General features: G+C 49.5%; 18 protein-coding genes. 8 read left to right on the top strand and 10 right to left on the bottom strand.

Features of this window, described 5'->3' with window-relative positions; genetic code table 11:
* Nucleotides 1-4: 4 nt before the first annotated feature.
* Nucleotides 5-3727, top strand: coding sequence for a TonB-dependent receptor (locus F463_RS0105270; protein ID WP_018986011.1), 3723 nt, complete (start codon nt 5-7; stop codon nt 3725-3727).
* A gap of 9 nt (nt 3728-3736) precedes the next feature.
* On the opposite strand, the gene F463_RS0105265 is transcribed toward F463_RS0105270, so the two are convergent.
* Nucleotides 3737-4636, bottom strand: a complete 900-nt coding sequence (locus F463_RS0105265; protein ID WP_018986010.1) for a LysR family transcriptional regulator — start codon at nt 4634-4636, stop codon at nt 3737-3739.
* A 112-nt stretch (nt 4637-4748) separates the two neighbouring features.
* Between F463_RS0105265 and F463_RS0105260 the strand changes: the two genes are divergently transcribed.
* Nucleotides 4749-5507 carry an SDR family NAD(P)-dependent oxidoreductase gene (locus F463_RS0105260; RefSeq protein ID WP_018986009.1) on the top strand — a complete coding sequence of 253 codons (759 nt, stop codon included), beginning with the start codon at nt 4749-4751 and terminating at the stop codon, nt 5505-5507.
* A gap of 126 nt (nt 5508-5633) precedes the next feature.
* Here F463_RS0105260 and F463_RS0105255 read toward each other — a convergent pair whose 3' ends face one another.
* The 3 genes from F463_RS0105255 to F463_RS0105245 form a co-directional block, all read right to left on the bottom strand.
* Nucleotides 5634-6491 (bottom strand): DUF6279 family lipoprotein, encoded by an 858-nt coding sequence (locus F463_RS0105255; RefSeq protein ID WP_018986008.1) that lies wholly within the window; start codon nt 6489-6491, stop codon nt 5634-5636.
* A 161-nt stretch (nt 6492-6652) separates the two neighbouring features.
* A complete protein-coding gene (locus F463_RS0105250) occupies nt 6653-7180 on the bottom strand; it encodes a YMGG-like glycine zipper-containing protein (protein WP_018986007.1) in 528 nt (175 codons plus the stop codon).
* A gap of 9 nt (nt 7181-7189) precedes the next feature.
* On the bottom strand, nt 7190-7609 hold the full coding sequence (locus F463_RS0105245; protein ID WP_018986006.1) for a hypothetical protein: 420 nt from the start codon (nt 7607-7609) through the stop codon (nt 7190-7192).
* Nucleotides 7610-7790: 181 nt separating this feature from the next.
* Between F463_RS0105245 and F463_RS0105235 the strand changes: the two genes are divergently transcribed.
* The 4 genes from F463_RS0105235 to pqqA all read left to right on the top strand — a co-directional run bounded on the left by F463_RS0105235 (nt 7791) and on the right by pqqA (nt 10732).
* Nucleotides 7791-8342, top strand: a complete 552-nt coding sequence (locus tag F463_RS0105235; protein WP_018986004.1) for a hypothetical protein — start codon at nt 7791-7793, stop codon at nt 8340-8342.
* Nucleotides 8342-9400: an aldo/keto reductase gene (locus F463_RS0105230; RefSeq protein WP_026295324.1), complete on the top strand. Its 1059-nt coding sequence runs from the start codon at nt 8342-8344 to the stop codon at nt 9398-9400. Before F463_RS0105235 ends, F463_RS0105230 begins: the two co-directional genes overlap by 1 nt.
* Before the next feature lie 26 nt (nt 9401-9426).
* Nucleotides 9427-10527, top strand: coding sequence for a phospholipase A (locus F463_RS0105225; RefSeq protein ID WP_018986002.1), 1101 nt, complete (start codon nt 9427-9429; stop codon nt 10525-10527).
* 133 nt (nt 10528-10660) lie between these two features.
* Nucleotides 10661-10732, top strand: coding sequence for a pyrroloquinoline quinone precursor peptide PqqA (gene pqqA, locus F463_RS15230; RefSeq protein ID WP_081624291.1), 72 nt, complete (start codon nt 10661-10663; stop codon nt 10730-10732).
* A 123-nt stretch (nt 10733-10855) separates the two neighbouring features.
* Here the strand turns inward: pqqA and F463_RS14110 are convergent, their stop codons facing one another.
* Together F463_RS14110 and F463_RS0105215 are read right to left on the bottom strand one after the other, a co-directional pair.
* On the bottom strand, nt 10856-11350 hold the full coding sequence (locus F463_RS14110) for a pyridoxamine 5'-phosphate oxidase family protein (RefSeq protein WP_018986001.1): 495 nt from the start codon (nt 11348-11350) through the stop codon (nt 10856-10858).
* 20 nt (nt 11351-11370) lie between these two features.
* Nucleotides 11371-11574, bottom strand: coding sequence for a hypothetical protein (locus F463_RS0105215; protein WP_018986000.1), 204 nt, complete (start codon nt 11572-11574; stop codon nt 11371-11373).
* Between the two features lie 213 nt (nt 11575-11787).
* On the opposite strand from F463_RS0105215, the gene F463_RS0105210 reads away from it, so the two are divergent.
* Complete coding sequence (locus F463_RS0105210) at nt 11788-12021, top strand: DUF2171 domain-containing protein (RefSeq protein WP_018985999.1); 234 nt, start codon at nt 11788-11790, stop codon at nt 12019-12021.
* Nucleotides 12022-12028: 7 nt separating this feature from the next.
* Here F463_RS0105210 and F463_RS0105205 read toward each other — a convergent pair whose 3' ends face one another.
* The 3 genes from F463_RS0105205 to F463_RS0105195 all read right to left on the bottom strand — a co-directional run bounded on the left by F463_RS0105205 (nt 12029) and on the right by F463_RS0105195 (nt 14108).
* A complete protein-coding gene (locus tag F463_RS0105205) occupies nt 12029-12274 on the bottom strand; it encodes a hypothetical protein (RefSeq protein WP_018985998.1) in 246 nt (81 codons plus the stop codon).
* Between the two features lie 121 nt (nt 12275-12395).
* Complete coding sequence (locus tag F463_RS0105200) at nt 12396-12857, bottom strand: PA2169 family four-helix-bundle protein (protein ID WP_018985997.1); 462 nt, start codon at nt 12855-12857, stop codon at nt 12396-12398.
* Between the two features lie 120 nt (nt 12858-12977).
* Nucleotides 12978-14108, bottom strand: a complete 1131-nt coding sequence (locus F463_RS0105195) for a mechanosensitive ion channel family protein (RefSeq protein WP_018985996.1) — start codon at nt 14106-14108, stop codon at nt 12978-12980.
* Nucleotides 14109-14382: 274 nt separating this feature from the next.
* Between F463_RS0105195 and F463_RS0105185 the strand changes: the two genes are divergently transcribed.
* Entirely contained in the window at nt 14383-14988 is a 606-nt protein-coding gene (locus tag F463_RS0105185; RefSeq protein WP_018985994.1) for a YIP1 family protein, read from the top strand.
* Between the two features lie 8 nt (nt 14989-14996).
* Here F463_RS0105185 and F463_RS0105180 read toward each other — a convergent pair whose 3' ends face one another.
* Complete coding sequence (locus F463_RS0105180; protein WP_018985993.1) at nt 14997-15650, bottom strand: response regulator transcription factor; 654 nt, start codon at nt 15648-15650, stop codon at nt 14997-14999.
* Nucleotides 15651-15671 lie beyond the last annotated feature (21 nt).

Below are 15671 nucleotides of genomic sequence, written 5' to 3'. Positions count from 1 at the left end.
ACCCATGCAAAATAACACGCTTAAAACCACCGTACTGGCGGCACTCATTGGCCTGAATATGCCAGCAGTCCTGCATGCTGAACTCAATACTGCATTGCCCGGCGAGCAAGAAGAGAGCTTTGCCTTGCCTCTGAATATAGACCTGCCAGCACAGCCCTTAGCCGCTGCGCTTCGCCAGTTTGCTATCCAGAGCAATTTATCGCTCACGGTAGATAGCGCACTCATTGTCGACAAAAAATCCCCCGCTGTGAAAGGTCGTATGACTCGCAAAGAAGCCATTAAAAGGTTGCTCGATGGCACAGGCCTACAAGGGAAGGTTGAAGGCGAAAAAATATTGATCCAACGGGCTGTTAAATCCGGGATTGAAAACCGTGAAGCAAAGTCTAGCTTGGACCTCGACAAGGTTGAGGTGCGTGCCAAGAAGTTCTACGAGGTGGGCCCCATGCCTGGTTTGGCACTGACCAAAGAAGAAATCCCTGGCAACGTGCAATCTCTGACAGCCAAAGATATTAAAGAGGCGCATACCCTAACCATCACTGACTTGATGAACCAGAAGCTACAATCCGTCACGGTCAATGATTATCAAAGCAATCCATTCCAAATGGACTTGCAGTACCGTGGTTTCACAGCCTCACCGCAACTGGGCACGGCACAAGGTATCTCAGTATTTTTAGATGGCATTCGCGTCAACGAACCTTTTGGTGACGTGGTGAACTGGGACATGATTCCGATGAATGCCTTATCCAGTCTCGAAATTATTCCAGGTTCCAATCCAATTTATGGATTGGGCACACTGGGTGGTGCGCTCACCATGCGTACGAAGAGTGGTTTTGATGGCAAAACGCTGGATGCTGAAGTGCTGACAGGTTCATTTGGCCGTAAACAGCTGCAAATCTCCGCTGGTAACAACAATGGTGTGATCGCTGGTTTCTTATCTGGCAACTTTTTCCTTGAGGATGGTTGGCGAGAAAATTCGCCGAGTAAGGTCAACCAGATATTTGGTAAAGCTGAATGGCAAAACGAACGCGCCCGGCTTAGTTTTTCTGGCTTGTATGCTGGAAATAAATTGACTGGTAACGGTTTGTTACCACAGCAGATGGTCGATCAAAACCCGAAGCAAGTGTACACATCACCTGATGAGAGCAGAAACAACCTGTTCCAATTCCAGCTATCAGGTATATGGGATGTGACTGACACTTTCAACATCACGGCACAGGTCTATAACCGCAATAGCAAGCGCAAGTCGCATATGTCCGATGTCAATGAGAATTTCGGCGGTACGGCTGGACGTCCAAATAGCGCAACTGCTAATGATCCCAGTCGTCAATTGCTGTATGGTTTGCCTGACATTAATCGAGATGGGCTGCCAGATTATAACGATTATGCGTATAACGTAGCGGCAGATGCTTCTGGAAGAGCGCTAGACGTAAATGGGATTGCAGAAGGAGATCCTGGTTTTGATATCAATAACTTAGCTTATGGCACAAACTTTAATACGCAAGCTAACGCCAATCAGGCTCAAGTCCCTGCTGCTGACGGGTCGGGGAATACTGTATGGAATTGGACATTTGATCCAAGAAGGAATAATGACGATATCAATCAGCCATCAACAGTTCCCAATGCATTTAATGCCCCCGTCACCGCTGATTATGAACAGCGCGTAAGGTTTGCTTTTGCTAATTACGGCAAAATTTTGGCAGGCATAGGCAATAATTATGGTTTGGTAGCTAATACTCTGCACCCTGGCACTGGAAATAACAGCTTTTATTACGATATTGTTGGCACTCAAGGCACATCAGGGACTTTGGGTGGTTATACCGATAACAATGGGTTCTACCATGATTATTTTGAGTTATTAACCCCAATAAATGAAGCGAATGTGCCACCTTCTTTAGGTGGCGCAGGCGGTTTATCCCAAAATGCTACAAGAGCCCCGTTGGTATTGGATGCTAATGGCAATCCATTTTTCAGAGATGGCAAGTATGCAAGTGGGCCTTTGGCAACTACCGGCTACATTGAGGGTACGCCCACAGCATTATTCACCGATACTAAGGTAGATCAGTTAGGCAAAGGCGCGTCGTTACAATTGAACTGGAATTTAGAGAAGCATAAATTCATGATGGGTGCTTCTTTAGATAAGGCAGATACCACCTATGAGAGCAAACAGTATCTTGGATTGCTGGATGCTAATAGACGCGCATTTGTAGCCCCGGAATTATTGGGTTGGGAATATTATGCAAATGCGGCGGAAAGAGGTTACGGGTTAAATGACTTTAAGGGAAATAGCCTAACTAAAAGCTTTTATGCCAGTGAAACCTGGTCTCCTACAAAGACACTCAATTTTACTGTCTCAGCGCGCTATAACCGCAGTTATGTCGATAACCAACTCGCGGTGGCCCGGCTCTCATCATTCAGCGATGTCAACACGATATTAAATTACATAAACCTCCTCACACTATGTACTGATAATAATAACGACGGCACTATTGACGCTTCCGAATGCCCAACTGGATTGGGCTCTATCCTTCCATTCGACCCCAGCACTTTTCCACTCGACGCAAACGGGCAAAATATTGCAACTTTGCGACCTCCTGAAAAAGAAAAGTTCAAATACCGCTCCTTCAACCCCTCGATTGGTGTGACTTGGCAAGCTACAGAGGATTTGAATGTCTATGCCAATCTGGGACGCGGAGCCAGAACTCCCACCGTCATTGAGTTAGGTTGTGCCTATGATCCAACACCGGTTTTCCAAGGGAATGATGCCAACGGAAATCCATTGTATAGACCAAGATCTACAAGTGAGCAACGTGTATGTAATTTGCCTGGTGCACTATCGGGAGACCCTTACCTAAAACAAGTGCGCTCGACCAGCTATGAGGTTGGTGCACGTGGTCAACTCACAGACAATATTCAATGGAACGCGGCGCTGTACCAAACTGACCTCACAGACGACATTTACTTTGTAGCAATTAATGCTACCAGTAGCTATTTCCAGAACGTGGGAGACACTCGCAGACGGGGTCTTGAGATGGGTCTTAAAGGAACATGGGGTAAAGCGAGCTGGGGGATTAACTATGCACTTACAGATGCAACTTTTCAGTCCAAGTTTAAGCTTGCCAGTCCTAGTAACAGTACTGCCGGTAACGTCTACGATATTGTGACCCAAACGGGAGAAGGTAACTATCAACAAATCACAGTTAATCCTGGTGACCGTATACCAGGTGTTGCTTTGCATAATCTGAACGCAAATTTTACCTATGATATTACCAATTCTTGGCGTGTTGGCTTGAATGTAGTCGCACATTCTGACGCATTTATTCGAGGCAATGAAAACAACAAGCATCGAGCGGGCCCCGCTTCACCGATTACAGGTCCTTTTTGTAATGGAGGCACTACTACATGTACTGTGCAGCGAGCAGATTTTGGTGAAGGTAAAACAGATGGTTATGCCGTGGTTAACTTCAATACAACTTACAAACTTAACCCTGAGTGGACATTGGGTCTAAGGATTAACAACTTGTTTGATAAAGAATATGCCAGTGCAGGGCGTCTTGGTTTAAACGCATTTTCTCCATCTATTCGAGGCGTTATTGGCCAAAGCGGCTTTAACTATAACAGCGCCGATTGGCAAGGGAGCAGCTTCTTAGGAATCGGTGCGCCAAGGTCTGCTTTTGTAACTTTGAGCTATGAGTTTCAGCCTAAAAAGCTGGATGGGTTGGAGGAGTAAATAAGTTTTTTACAAATGTGATTGAATGATCTCGATCAGCCAATCCATAAAAATCCGCACACGCTTTGATAAGTTGCGACGGTTCGGAAACAAAAGTGAGACCGTCATGTTTGGGGCTGTAAATGTTGGCAGCACTTCAACTAATTGCCCACTAGTGAGCATCGCCATTGCCCCCAGCTTTGGCGCTTGCATAATCCCCAGTCCGGCAGCACAGGCGGCGCGATAAGTGTCGGTGTTATTGACGCAAATACGGCTGGGCATTTTAATGCTATGGAGTTTGCCCTCCTGCTGGTATTCAAACGCGTCAAAGCGGTTATTGCTGCTGGTTTGGTAGTGAATCAAATAATGTTGCTGCAAATCTGCAATGCTTTTAGGCGTGCCGTATTGGGCAAGATAGGCCGGGCTGACAAAGTTGCTTTGTTGCATTTCGCCTATCTTGCGCATGATCATGCCGGATTCTTCAACCTCACCGGTTCTGACCACACAGTCGTAACCCTCGCTGACCAGGTCCACTTTTCGGTCTTCGCTACTGATTTCAATATTGAGGCGCGGGTAGCGCTGCAAAAATGCGGGCAGGGCGGGAATCACCAAATGCCTGGCCATGGGTTGCGACATATTCACCCGGACCACACCGGAGATCTGGCTGTCATCGCTGATGAACAGGGTTTCCAGTTCTTCTATCTCACTTAACACGTCTTTGCTTTTTTCATAAAACAGTTGCCCGTCAGGTGTGAGTTGCACCTTGCGTGTAGTGCGATGAAACAGCTGCGTTTGTAGCCTGGTTTCCAGTTGCTGTATGGCTTGTGAAACGCTGGCTTTGGGCAGGTTTAAGCTATCCGCCGCTTTGGTAAAGCTGCCGAGTTCGGCCACGCGCATAAAGCGTTTCAGGCTTTCAGTGCTGTCTATCATGGTGAGTTAATTGTTCGTTGATAGTGAACAGTATAGTCACTATCGTCTAATTTATCTTTAATTTCAAGATCAATAAACTACGCACATCTTTCATCAACACAGGAGAACGAGCATGACTAGCAAAATTGCATTGATTACAGGTGGTAGCCGTGGTTTGGGTAAAAATACGGCATTGGCGATGGCCAAACAGGGGATAGACGTTGTATTGACCTATCAGAGCAAGCAGGCGGCTGCACAGGAAGTGGTAGAGGAAATTGCTGCGTTGGGACGCAAGGCGGTGGCCTTGCAACTGGATGTGGCGCAAGTGAGGACCTTTGATGCGTTTGCCAATAGCTTGAAACAAGCCTTGCAATCTCACTTTCAGGCAGAAAAATTTGATTTCTTGGTGAACAATGCAGGGACCGGCCTCACCGCCCCCTTTGTCGAAACGACTGAACAGATATTTGATGATATGGTGAATATTCACCTGAAATCCACCTTCTTCGTGACGCAGAAGTTGCTGCCACTCATCAATGATGGCGGCCGCATCATCAATATTTCCAGCGGCCTGGCACGGTTCACATTGCCAGGTTACAGCGCTTATGCGGCCATGAAGGGCGGCATTGAGGTATTGACGCGTTATATGGCCAAAGAGCTTGGCGCACGCCAGATTGCGGTGAACACGGTGGCCCCGGGGGCGATTGAAACTGACTTTGGTCAGGGTCTGGTGCGCGATAACAAAGAGGTGAATGCTTATATTGCTTCGCAAACAGCGCTTGGCCGTGTGGGTGTGCCGGATGATATTGGCCCCATGATTGCCAGCCTGTTGTCGGAGAATAACCGTTGGGTGAATGCGCAACGCATTGAAGCTTCTGGCGGTATGTTGATTTAATCCCCTGAGTGAAAACGAAACAGGCAGCTTGAAAGCTGCCTGTTTTTTTGACAGAGTTTGCTCGCCTGGAGTAGATGCTAGACTCAACTCTTAGCCATCATGACAGCTGTGTCAAACGCGTCAAGATCATTTGCTTTGCAACTGAGTGAATTGCGTTTTGTAATTCTCTACCCATCGTTGCGCATGCAAGCGTTGTTTGGTAGTAGTAGTGGCATGCAGGCTTGCGATGGTGTCACATGTGAGCTGAGTTACTTTATCGATATAAGCCTGGTAGGCCGAATTGGGGCTGGTTTGCATACGATCAAAACCTGCACGCACCAGTTGCCATTTTTGTTCATTTGACAAGCTAGGATCTCGTAATGCCTTGAGGATAGTTAGCGTATCTTCGTCGCGCCGCAAAATTTCAGAGTAGGTGATGGCCGGATCAATGTCACTCTTGGCAATGGCCTGTTTTAAAAGGTTTATTTGCTTTTCGTTTAAATCACCATAGACCTTTTCAGCAAAATCCGTGGATTTTTCCAACCTGACCTCCTGTTGCTCTTCGGCCGTTTCCTGCCACCATTCCTCTTTCCATTCCTGGTTGCGTTTTTCCAGCTTTTTCTGCAAATACTGCAGTTGCTTATCACTTAGTGTCTCGGCGACGTCAACAATAATAGGGATGATTTTTGTTTGAAGCGTTTGCACATTTAATTTGATGGATTCAATGCGCTGGCAGGCAGTTTGTGCGCTTATATCATGGTTGAGATCATCGTGTATTTCATCCAGCAACGACGCATAACGTGGTAACTCGTTTTTACGATGCCATGCATGCAAGTCCTGCAGTACGGGTTTCAGTTTGGCTTTTTGCGCTTCGCTGAAATTAAAATAATGATCCAACCGCCATGCGATCAGTGCAGGTGCGTTGTTGTAAGCGGTCTTAACCAGGCTACAACTCATGATTGAAAACGCGAGCAGGAGGATGAAAAAGGTTTTGATGGTTCGCATCTCTCTACGACCAGGATAGACATGTTAAGTTTGCGATAGCGACAATGTGCATTCACCGTTTTTAATGCCTATGCGGTCAAACTGATGACCCGCCTAACGCTGACTCGGACTGATGAATAGCTGGATAAATTCAGGCAGCACATGACTGCCTGATTGCTTGGCTAACGCTGATAGCCGGGTGGTGGCGGAGGCGGAGGATAATAGCTGGTGCCACCAGTCGGTGGTGCGGTGTTTGTCCCCTGCGAATAGGTTCTTGCCATGCTGGCGGGTACCGGGATTTTATGCCCGGCCGCATACATGCATTGATAGTAGGCATTGTCATATTTGTCCTGCGCGTTCATGCCGCTGACAGAGGCCGTATTGGCGCCGATGGCGCCGCCAGATAACGCCCCCACACCTGCGCCGATGGCTGCGCCTTCACCACCGCCTGCGGCGGCGCCGATGGCGGCACCGACGACGGTTCCGACGGCGGTGGTAGCCGCCAGGCTGGAATCATATTGCTGGTTGACGGTTTTGCCACCAATTTGCGTCAAGGCAAAATCGCGACAGGATAGGTCATCGTCTCGGAACACACTAAAGTCTTTGCCCGTGCCTGGTAGCGCCATATTGCTGGGGCCGGTCGGGTTTGTCGCGCAGGCAGATAGTATTAGCGGCACTGCTAAGATGCTCAACTTTGGGTAAATAGTCATGACGTTACCCTATTTGGCCGAGGTGGCGGGTGGGGGGGATGGCGTCACCTGTTTCCAGCCCGCCGGGCATTCTTTCACGTAGGGGTAATAACCATCAGACTGCTCGCAGTAATACCAGTAGCCTTGCCCATTACCGCTGCTGGCACTCGCTGGAGGATTGGTTTGTGCGGGTGCGGTACTACCGCTGCCTTGCTCAATATAGACCTGGGGTTGCGGTGGCTGCGTGATAATCACCGCCGGTGGGCTATACACATAGGGGTAAGGATAAGCCGCGTAAGGGTAAGGATAGAACGGGTAGGGTGAGCCGAAATACACGCCGACATTGCCACGCCAGCCACCATGGCCGGGCGGATGCGCATGAGAGACTTGGCTGACCAGTGCCAGGCTTGCGAGCAAGCTGGTAAGTAATAATTTTTTGTGTGAAATCATATCGCCTCCGTCGGAACTACTGCTGTTTTGTCAGACAAAAGCATACGCAAATTTATCCGGCAATAGCGTGGCGGTTTTGTATCGGAGTGTATCTTTGGCGGGCGTTATCGCGGATAGTATTAGGTAGCTGCTACCTGACTGCGGTATGCTATCCATGACCGTTTGCAAATCGTGTATCCCCATGCAACAGCAATCCATACAGCAGATCAATCTTTCTTATGACCGGCAGCAAGACCGCTTGCTGTTGAAAACCGCTGTCAGCCCGGAGCAGGAAGTCCAGTTATGGATTACCTACCGGGTGGCACGGGAAATCTTCAAGATGTTTAACCGCGAGGCACATTTACCAGTGGCTGCATCGGTGCCGGAAAGTGCGCAGTCCCTTGTTGACGCCACGCGCCAGTTTGAACAAGAAGCCGAAGCGGTCCAGCAACTGGATCATCTGGATTTTGAGACGGCTTACCAGCAAAGGCCCAGTATGGTCAGTGATCAGGTGCTGTTGGTGGTTGAGGCCCGGTTTGTTTCCATTAATGACCAGTTGAACAATATGCAATTGGTCTGTGCCAATGGCGTGAACGTGAACATGGACCTGAACCGGCAGTTGGTGCTGGCGATCAGCCGCATGCTCATGATTGCCAGTCAGGAGGCAGGCTGGACACTGCCTGCACAAAAGGAACCAGAAGCGGTTTCCAGCATCGTAATTCAAGTACCCACAGAAAAACAGGTGTTACATTGATTGATTTTACATATTTGGGTGACAGCGGCATTCATGTTTCAAAAGTGACGCTCGGCACCATGACCTTTGGTGACCAGAATACCCAGCAAGACGCTAACAGCCAGCTCGATTTTGCATTAGAGCAAGGTATTAATTTTATAGATACGGCTGAGATGTATCCGGTGCCGCCGCGGGCAGAGACGGTGACGCGGACTGAAACCATACTGGGTCACTGGATCAAGACTCAGCGCCGGGACCGTTTTGTGTTGGCCAGTAAAGTGGCTGGTCCACGGCGTGGCATGCACTGGATCCGTGGCGGCCCAACCGGCATGGATCGTGCCAATATCCGTCAGGCCGTGCATGACAGCCTGACGCGCTTGCAAACCGATTACCTGGATGTGCTTTACCTGCATTGGCCTGAACGCAATGTGCCCATGTTCGGCCAGTACCAGTTTGACCCCAGTGCAGAACTGGATGCCAATGGCCAGCAACAGGCCTGGGTGCCAATCCAGACCCAGCTTGAAGTCCTGGATGAATTGATTCGCGAAGGCAAGATACGGGCGATAGGCTTGAGTAATGAGCAGCCCTGGGGCGTAATGGAGTTTTTGCGCGTTGCCCGCGAGCAGGGCTTGCCGCGGATTGCAGTGCTGCAAAACTGCTACAACCTGATGAACCGTGGCATGGAGTTTGGCATGACCGAGGTGCTTTACCGTGAGCGCATCAGCCTGGCAGCCTATTCGCCGCTGGCTTTTGGTCACCTGACTGGCAAGTATGTGGTTGATCCTGCCACCCCTGGCCGGGTCACCTTGTTCCTGGGCTATGCCCAGCGATATAAAAAGCCGGGTGTGCCCGCCGCAGCTAAAGCCTATGCCGAGCTTGCGCGTGCCCATGGCCTGACACCGGCACAACTGGCGCTCAGTTTTGTGTATCACCGCTGGTTTGTCGGCACGACGATTATCGGCGCGACCAGTATGACCCAGCTGCAGGAAAACATTGCCGCTTACCAGGTACGCCTGAGCGATGATGTATTAAATGCGATCGAACAACAGCATCTGACCATGATGAATCCGGCGCCTTGATCAGGTCTGAAAAGAAGGGGAATCCTATGTTAAACCTTAGCAACCTGCGCATTGTTTTCCTGCGCAGCTTCATTTTTTTTGCCTGCTGCGTGGTATTGCAGGCTAAGGCTGCTACCACGAGCGAAATGCAAAACGCACTGCGCACCTGCCAAACAGAATTTAGTGATGATGCCAGTCGCCGTTTGGTATGTTTTGATGAAGTGGCACAACAATATGCATCGGGGCCCGCTGTGGCTGCCATTCACTCATCAAAACAGGCAGCGCTGGTGAAAACGGTAGATGCCAAAACAGGGTATCTCGCGCGCAAATGGCATCTGAATGCGCAGGATGAATTGCATTTTACTGACTTGGAGAGCCACCAGCTGAATTACATTGTGGCGGCTTATTCCAATAACCCGAATGATGTGCCGACCTCACCTTCCAGGCCGAATACGCAGGACCGGGATTTAAATAACAATGACCTGCACTTCCAGATCAGCCTGAAAACCCAGCTCCTGAATTTGTCAGACTGGCTACCTGAAAATCAATGGGTGCATAGCGCCCGTTTATGGGGTGCCTATACGCAGCAATCCTTTTGGCAGGTCTACAGCGCGAGCCAGTCACGCCCCATGCGTGATCACAATTACTCCCCGGAGCTTATCCTGTCATTAGGCTTAAACAAGCCTGGAGAACCTAAACAGTGGACCGTCATGCCGGATATGCTGAATCTGGGCGTGGTACATGAATCCAATGGCCGCTCAGAGCCGCTCTCCCGTAGCTGGAGCCGGGTCTACCTGCAGGGGGGCTGGCAATTGAATGACCGTTACAGCCTGTTGTTCAGGCCATGGTGGCGTATCCCGGAAAGCAAGTCCAATGACGATAACCCTGATATCAGCAAATACATGGGGTATGGTGACGCCGTTTTGCGTTGGGATAACGAGGCCAATACGACGGCTGCCAGCGTCACTTTACGCAATAACTTGCGCAGTGATAACAAGGGATATGTGAAGTTTGATGTGCAGTACAAACCGCTCAAAAGTGAAAGTGTGCGCTTTTATGCCATGCTGGCAAGTGGCTATGGCGTCTCCCTGCTCGATTACAACCAGGCACAAACTATGTTCGGGATTGGTTTCGCGATTGGCGAATAGGGGCGCCTGAAGCTAAGTAAAATCATGAGTGATTTTTAAGGAGGCTGCGCAAGCATTAAATTAGCACTATGCGTATAGTGATTCCTAACGAGATGCACTCTATTGATCAAAAACTTATTTAAGGAGAATGACCATGTGGACTAAACCAGCTGCGACAGAAATGCGTTTTGGCTTTGAAGTGACTATGTACGTCATGAACAAATAATCCAGGCGTTAACTTGCATTACAAACAACCCGGCACTTGCCGGGTTGTTGGTTTTGAACCCGGATTTTCAAGTAGATTGCAAGTCGCCTACTGGAGAATCCGGGTTTAAGCAGGTAAATGCATTTACAAATGATTCAGGCGGGCGTGCTCACCCAACCCAATCGGCTTTGATGCCGCCATCGAGGCCACCATAGCAAACAGCCTGACCACCTTGCTGTGAGGTGCATCCCAATATTCTGCCAAATGAGGGACAAATTTGAGCAGGCACAGCGACGGGGAATCAGGCCCTTCAGGAAACCAGGGCCTCACATAAGGTGACCACAAAGCCTGTTGGCGGGCAGGGTTGACCTCTATTTCACCATGACCGGACAATGAAACATACATGCCATCAGGCTCGCCGCTGAATGAGAGGTTAAGGGTTTCCAGATGATCCACCTTTTCTGACCTGCGGTCGGTGAAGAACCAGATCACACCGTCATCATCCATTTCAATCGGCCCCATCGGCTGGCTGATCAACAGGCCCTGGTGGTTCATGAAAGTGAGCATCGCGATATCAAAATCTGCAATCAGCTCACCCAGTTTGTGGCGTTCTTCTGTTAATTGTCTGTGAATTTTCATGGGATACTCCTCCAAAAGATTTAAACGCTGATGGATTTTTCCACACTGTCGCCATCGGCGACGATGGTGTAATCCTCCAACTTCAATTCGGGGTTTTCAACGCCAAAACGCGTTTTGCCTATCCTGTAGCCTTCTTCTACATCCGGCGCCAGCACATTGGCTTGCCAGACTGGACTGCCTTCATGGGGTTTTCCTTGCCAAACGGTGATGTTGAATATCGCCATGGAGTGCCTTTCAAAGCATGATCTTGAAGTATTTTTAATGTTAAGGGATGTCGCCGGGAAAACACCGTCAGGCGCAAACTGACTTGTTTGTCAGATAATCAAGACGGCGAAGTCTTCTCAGGATTCTTACAAGCAATTCAGTCAGAATGGTCTAGGCGTGAAAAAGCGGGCACGGCAAAGTAGAGGCTCATTAGTTTAAAAGGAATTTTTGTCATGATTGATGCCGCAGAAATTAAAGCTGATATGCCTGTCACCACCGCCCAGGCGGAACATGTGGCCGTGGTGGACCATTTGGTCAGCGATGATGTGATCAAACTGAAAAAAGATGACTCAGGTCAGCACCATTACATCCCGGTCAGCTGGGTGATCTCTACCGAAGGCGGGATAGTGAAAACCAATCGCACACTGGAACAGATCACCCATGACTGGGCAGATGTAGAGCCTTGATACAGGGTTAATCTGTAGGGAGATAGTTTAACAGGACGTCCTGGATAAAGCGGTTAGTCTTGTTCCGGGCTTGAACATGTTGTTCCCATAACTGCTCTACCATTTTTAGTTCTTCATCAGTAGGCAGGCATCCATTCCCTTTGAGGAAGGAATGCATTTTATCGTCTATGATGGCTTGCCGTACTTTTGCTTTTTTGAGGGAGTTTGCCCATTCGCTGGTCAATTGCTCCCATTTTTCTGTACTGTGGCTCACGTCATTCTCCTGAAAATATCACGGCCGGAATCTCAAGGATGTTTTAATCTTTTTGGCGTAAACGAAGCCCCGTCGTAGACGAGGCTTCGTTATATTTCAACCATGATCCATCCACTTGCTGTTAATGGGCAGCAGCTTCTGCTCGGGCAGCATCCCGCAAGCGTTTGACTTCATCATGGTTGCGTTTGGCGCCTTCAAGCTGTCGCACCACGACAAAGCGCACATGGGTAGGCAAGTCTTTTTCAGCTGCCCTGCGGTAAGTGGCCAGCGCCACATCTTCACCGCGCTCTGTTTCATTCAAGACTGCCAACGTGTCGTTACTGGTGAGTGCCGTTTTGATATCTATCCAGCGTCGGTGCAATGTGCCGCTCAAACTGGTAGATGAAGCGGGTTCACCGCCCAGTGAGCGCACGAGTTCCTGCAACTCCTGCACACTGGCAGCCACTTCCTGTGAGCGACGCAGGAAAAAGGCTTTTAATTGTGGATCATCGACATTTTCAGCCGAAGAACGGAAACCTTCTTCCCCATCTTTGGATACTTCGATCAAGTCATTGAGGGTGGAAATAATCTCTTCATTGTCCATCTTGCGTCTCCAAAAGTATTCATAGTGATGATGAAGTTTTAGTATGCCTACGGCGCTGCTAGGCATGCATCGGATGAATACGTAAATGGGTGTAGGAATTGCTTTATGCGCCTCACCGGTTTAGTGTTTGGCTGACTCGCTTTTCTGCCTTGATGGCGATGGTCGTGCTGGATTGTTTTCAGCACTGTCCCTGGTCAGCTCAGGCAGGTTGAGGGTCATGGTTGGGAAGGCAAAGTCAACCCCGTGTGCCTGGAATTCTTTCATCAGGTAAAGGTTAATGCTCTGCTGGACATCCATATACACATTAAAGTCTGTGGAGGTGATGAAGTAGACAATTTCAAAGTCTAGCGAGCTGGCGCCGAATGCCTTGAAGTGGGCCCGGTCAAAACGCGTATTGCTGGAAGCCTCTACCGCTTTACGGACGATGCCGGGGATGTCGGCAATCGTCTCCGGCGGCGTGGCGTAATTGATGCCAAAGGTAAATACAACGCGCCGTTCCTCCATGCGCTTATAGTTGTGGATGGTATTTTTCAAGAGCTCCGTATTGCCGCAGATGACCTGCTCACCACTGATGCTCCTGATGCGGGTTGTTTTCAGGCCCACGCGTTCAATCACCCCGGCAATATCCCCAAACACCACAAAGTCACCGACTTCAAAAGGTTTGTCCAGGCCAATTGATAAGGAAGCAAACAGGTCACTCAGGATATTTTGCACGGCGAGGGCAACCGCCACCCCGCCCACACCAAGGCTGGCAACAAATGCCGTGATATTGACGCCGACATTGTCTAGCACAGTTAACAATGCCACTGACCAGATGAAGACGCGTAGTATCCATGACAATACCGTCGTCATCACCGGATTAGCCCCTGGCGCGGGGCCGTCAATAGACGACAGGTGTTCACGCGCCCAGATGCCGACGCCTCTGTTGAGCCAGATGGCTGCCTGGATACCGATGGTGATGAATAGCACATGGTCCAGTCGCGCTGCCCATTTGTCTGGCAACTCCAGCACGTGCAGCCCCATCAATGTGGCCAGCAGTAATAATGTCAATTGCTGTGTGCCTTGCAGAACCTCTATGGCGATGTCATCCAGCCTGGTGGAGGTGCGTTGCGCCATTTTTGACAACCTGCTGATGGCTATTTTCCATCCCTGGTAGAAAACCAGGTAGAGCAGGGAAGAAATCAGTGCGGCATATAACCATTCATAAAGGGGGATGCCTAACCAGGCATGTGCGTGTAACCATTGTTCCATGAAATTTCCTTAGTTAAATCAATCGTCAAATCAGTTCATTGGACAGTCAATTCATCACATTTTAAGTAACGGGACGGTGGCAGGCCGTAGGAATAGGCTGATTTGGTTATCAGACCTTTCCTAGCTCACTGTTGCGCTTTCCTACAGCCAAATCAGTCATTGCCTTGTAGTGCCTGATGCTGGCCTCTCTGCATAATGGGATGTGTTGTGGCCGCTTGGTTCGCCACAATTGCATTGATGACCATATTTTTGAGTTGATGAGAAGGAGCACAACATGAATCCTATCCGCCTGTTTTACTTTGTTTCCCCCAAAAGCCATGACGCGAAGCTGCTGACTGCCAACAAACCGGATGTTTCGCAATTAATGCTGCTATATGTATTGCCGCTGTCATTAATTCCTTGCCTGATGATGTATTTGCGTCTTTACAATAGCTATCCGCAGTTGTTCTTTGACAACTTGCCGGGTAACCGCTTGATGGTGGTCAGCCTGGAATTATTGGTGTTGCAACTGGTGGTGGTGCTGACCATGGCTTGGATTACGCAAAACCTGGCCGAAATGGTCAATGTCAAGCCCAGTTTCCGCGATGCCTTGTTGGTCATGGCGCTAGCAACTACACCATTGTGGCTGACCTCCTTGTTTTTTTTGGTGCCCAGTTTAAGCTTTAACGTGGTGGTGCATGCGGTCGCCGTACTAATCTCTATCCTGCTAGTCTATCGCGGCGTACGGTATATCTTTGGTATCCGCGAGCGGGGTGCTCTTTTTAGCTTAAGCCTGGCTATTGTGTGTACTGCCGGCTTGGGGTTTGCAGTGATTCTGATCGGTTCCCTGATCTCCTGGGAAGCCATTGAGCAGCTACAGTTTGCTATCAAGAAGATGTAAAACCTGCCTCAGGCAGTCAGCATCATGGATTTGCTGACTGCCCCCATGGGCGGAATCAGCTGGTGAGCCAAGGCATAATGGATGAGTGCAGCATTATTGGGCACCTCCATTTTTTTGAGTATTTTCGAGCGGAAGACACTCACCGAGCCTGGGGCAATTGCCAATTCTAACGCAATAGCGTTGACGGCCTGGCCCTTAATCAGTTTGAAGAACACCTGCAGTTCGCGTAAAGACAACCGCTCATGCACCATGGGATGCCTGCTGCTTAAGGTTTCCTGCTCGGGTAACAGGTAAGGACGGCCATGGGCAATGGTTTTAATGGCTGCCTGGACTTGATGGCTGCTTGCCGTGTAGGGCAGGTAGCCCGCACAGCCCAGGCGGATAAAGTGTGCCATCCGATCCATGTGGTCACTGCCGTTGATGACCAGAATGGCAAGTTCGGGAGCACGTTGCTTGAGATCGCAAAACGTTTCCAGCCCATTTTTTTCCGGGGCTGACACATCCAGGATCACCAGGTCATAGCGTTGTTTGCGTATATTCGCAATGGCTTCACCGACGCTGCCCACTTCATGGGCTAGGTGCAGGCTGGGATCGGCATTCACCAGTTCCCGTAACGCACAATGGCTAAGTGCATGGCCGTAAACCAACAATATGTTTTTCATGGCATTCTCATTTTCCAGTGA

This window comes from Methylophilus methylotrophus DSM 46235 = ATCC 53528 (genome assembly GCF_000378225.1).
GTDB classification, from domain to species: domain Bacteria; phylum Pseudomonadota; class Gammaproteobacteria; order Burkholderiales; family Methylophilaceae; genus Methylophilus; species Methylophilus methylotrophus.
This window is presented reverse-complemented; position numbering and strand designations above follow the sequence as displayed.

Bases quoted from the DNA above. Each gene is read 5' to 3' on its own strand.
- F463_RS0105270 (WP_018986011.1), top strand. From the start codon at position 5: ATGCAAAATAACACGCTTAAAACCACCGTACTGGCGGCACTCATTGGC.
- F463_RS0105265 (WP_018986010.1), bottom strand. From the start codon at position 4,636: ATGATAGACAGCACTGAAAGCCTGAAACGCTTTATGCGCGTGGCCGAA.
- F463_RS0105260 (WP_018986009.1), top strand. From the start codon at position 4,749: ATGACTAGCAAAATTGCATTGATTACAGGTGGTAGCCGTGGTTTGGGT.
- F463_RS0105255 (WP_018986008.1), bottom strand. From the start codon at position 6,491: ATGCGAACCATCAAAACCTTTTTCATCCTCCTGCTCGCGTTTTCAATC.
- F463_RS0105250 (WP_018986007.1), bottom strand. From the start codon at position 7,180: ATGACTATTTACCCAAAGTTGAGCATCTTAGCAGTGCCGCTAATACTA.
- F463_RS0105245 (WP_018986006.1), bottom strand. From the start codon at position 7,609: ATGATTTCACACAAAAAATTATTACTTACCAGCTTGCTCGCAAGCCTG.
- F463_RS0105235 (WP_018986004.1), top strand. From the start codon at position 7,791: ATGCAACAGCAATCCATACAGCAGATCAATCTTTCTTATGACCGGCAG.
- F463_RS0105225 (WP_018986002.1), top strand. From the start codon at position 9,427: ATGTTAAACCTTAGCAACCTGCGCATTGTTTTCCTGCGCAGCTTCATT.
- F463_RS14110 (WP_018986001.1), bottom strand. From the start codon at position 11,350: ATGAAAATTCACAGACAATTAACAGAAGAACGCCACAAACTGGGTGAG.
- F463_RS0105215 (WP_018986000.1), bottom strand. From the start codon at position 11,574: ATGGCGATATTCAACATCACCGTTTGGCAAGGAAAACCCCATGAAGGC.
- F463_RS0105210 (WP_018985999.1), top strand. From the start codon at position 11,788: ATGATTGATGCCGCAGAAATTAAAGCTGATATGCCTGTCACCACCGCC.
- F463_RS0105200 (WP_018985997.1), bottom strand. From the start codon at position 12,857: ATGGACAATGAAGAGATTATTTCCACCCTCAATGACTTGATCGAAGTA.
- F463_RS0105195 (WP_018985996.1), bottom strand. From the start codon at position 14,108: ATGGAACAATGGTTACACGCACATGCCTGGTTAGGCATCCCCCTTTAT.
- F463_RS0105185 (WP_018985994.1), top strand. From the start codon at position 14,383: ATGAATCCTATCCGCCTGTTTTACTTTGTTTCCCCCAAAAGCCATGAC.
- F463_RS0105180 (WP_018985993.1), bottom strand. From the start codon at position 15,650: ATGAAAAACATATTGTTGGTTTACGGCCATGCACTTAGCCATTGTGCG.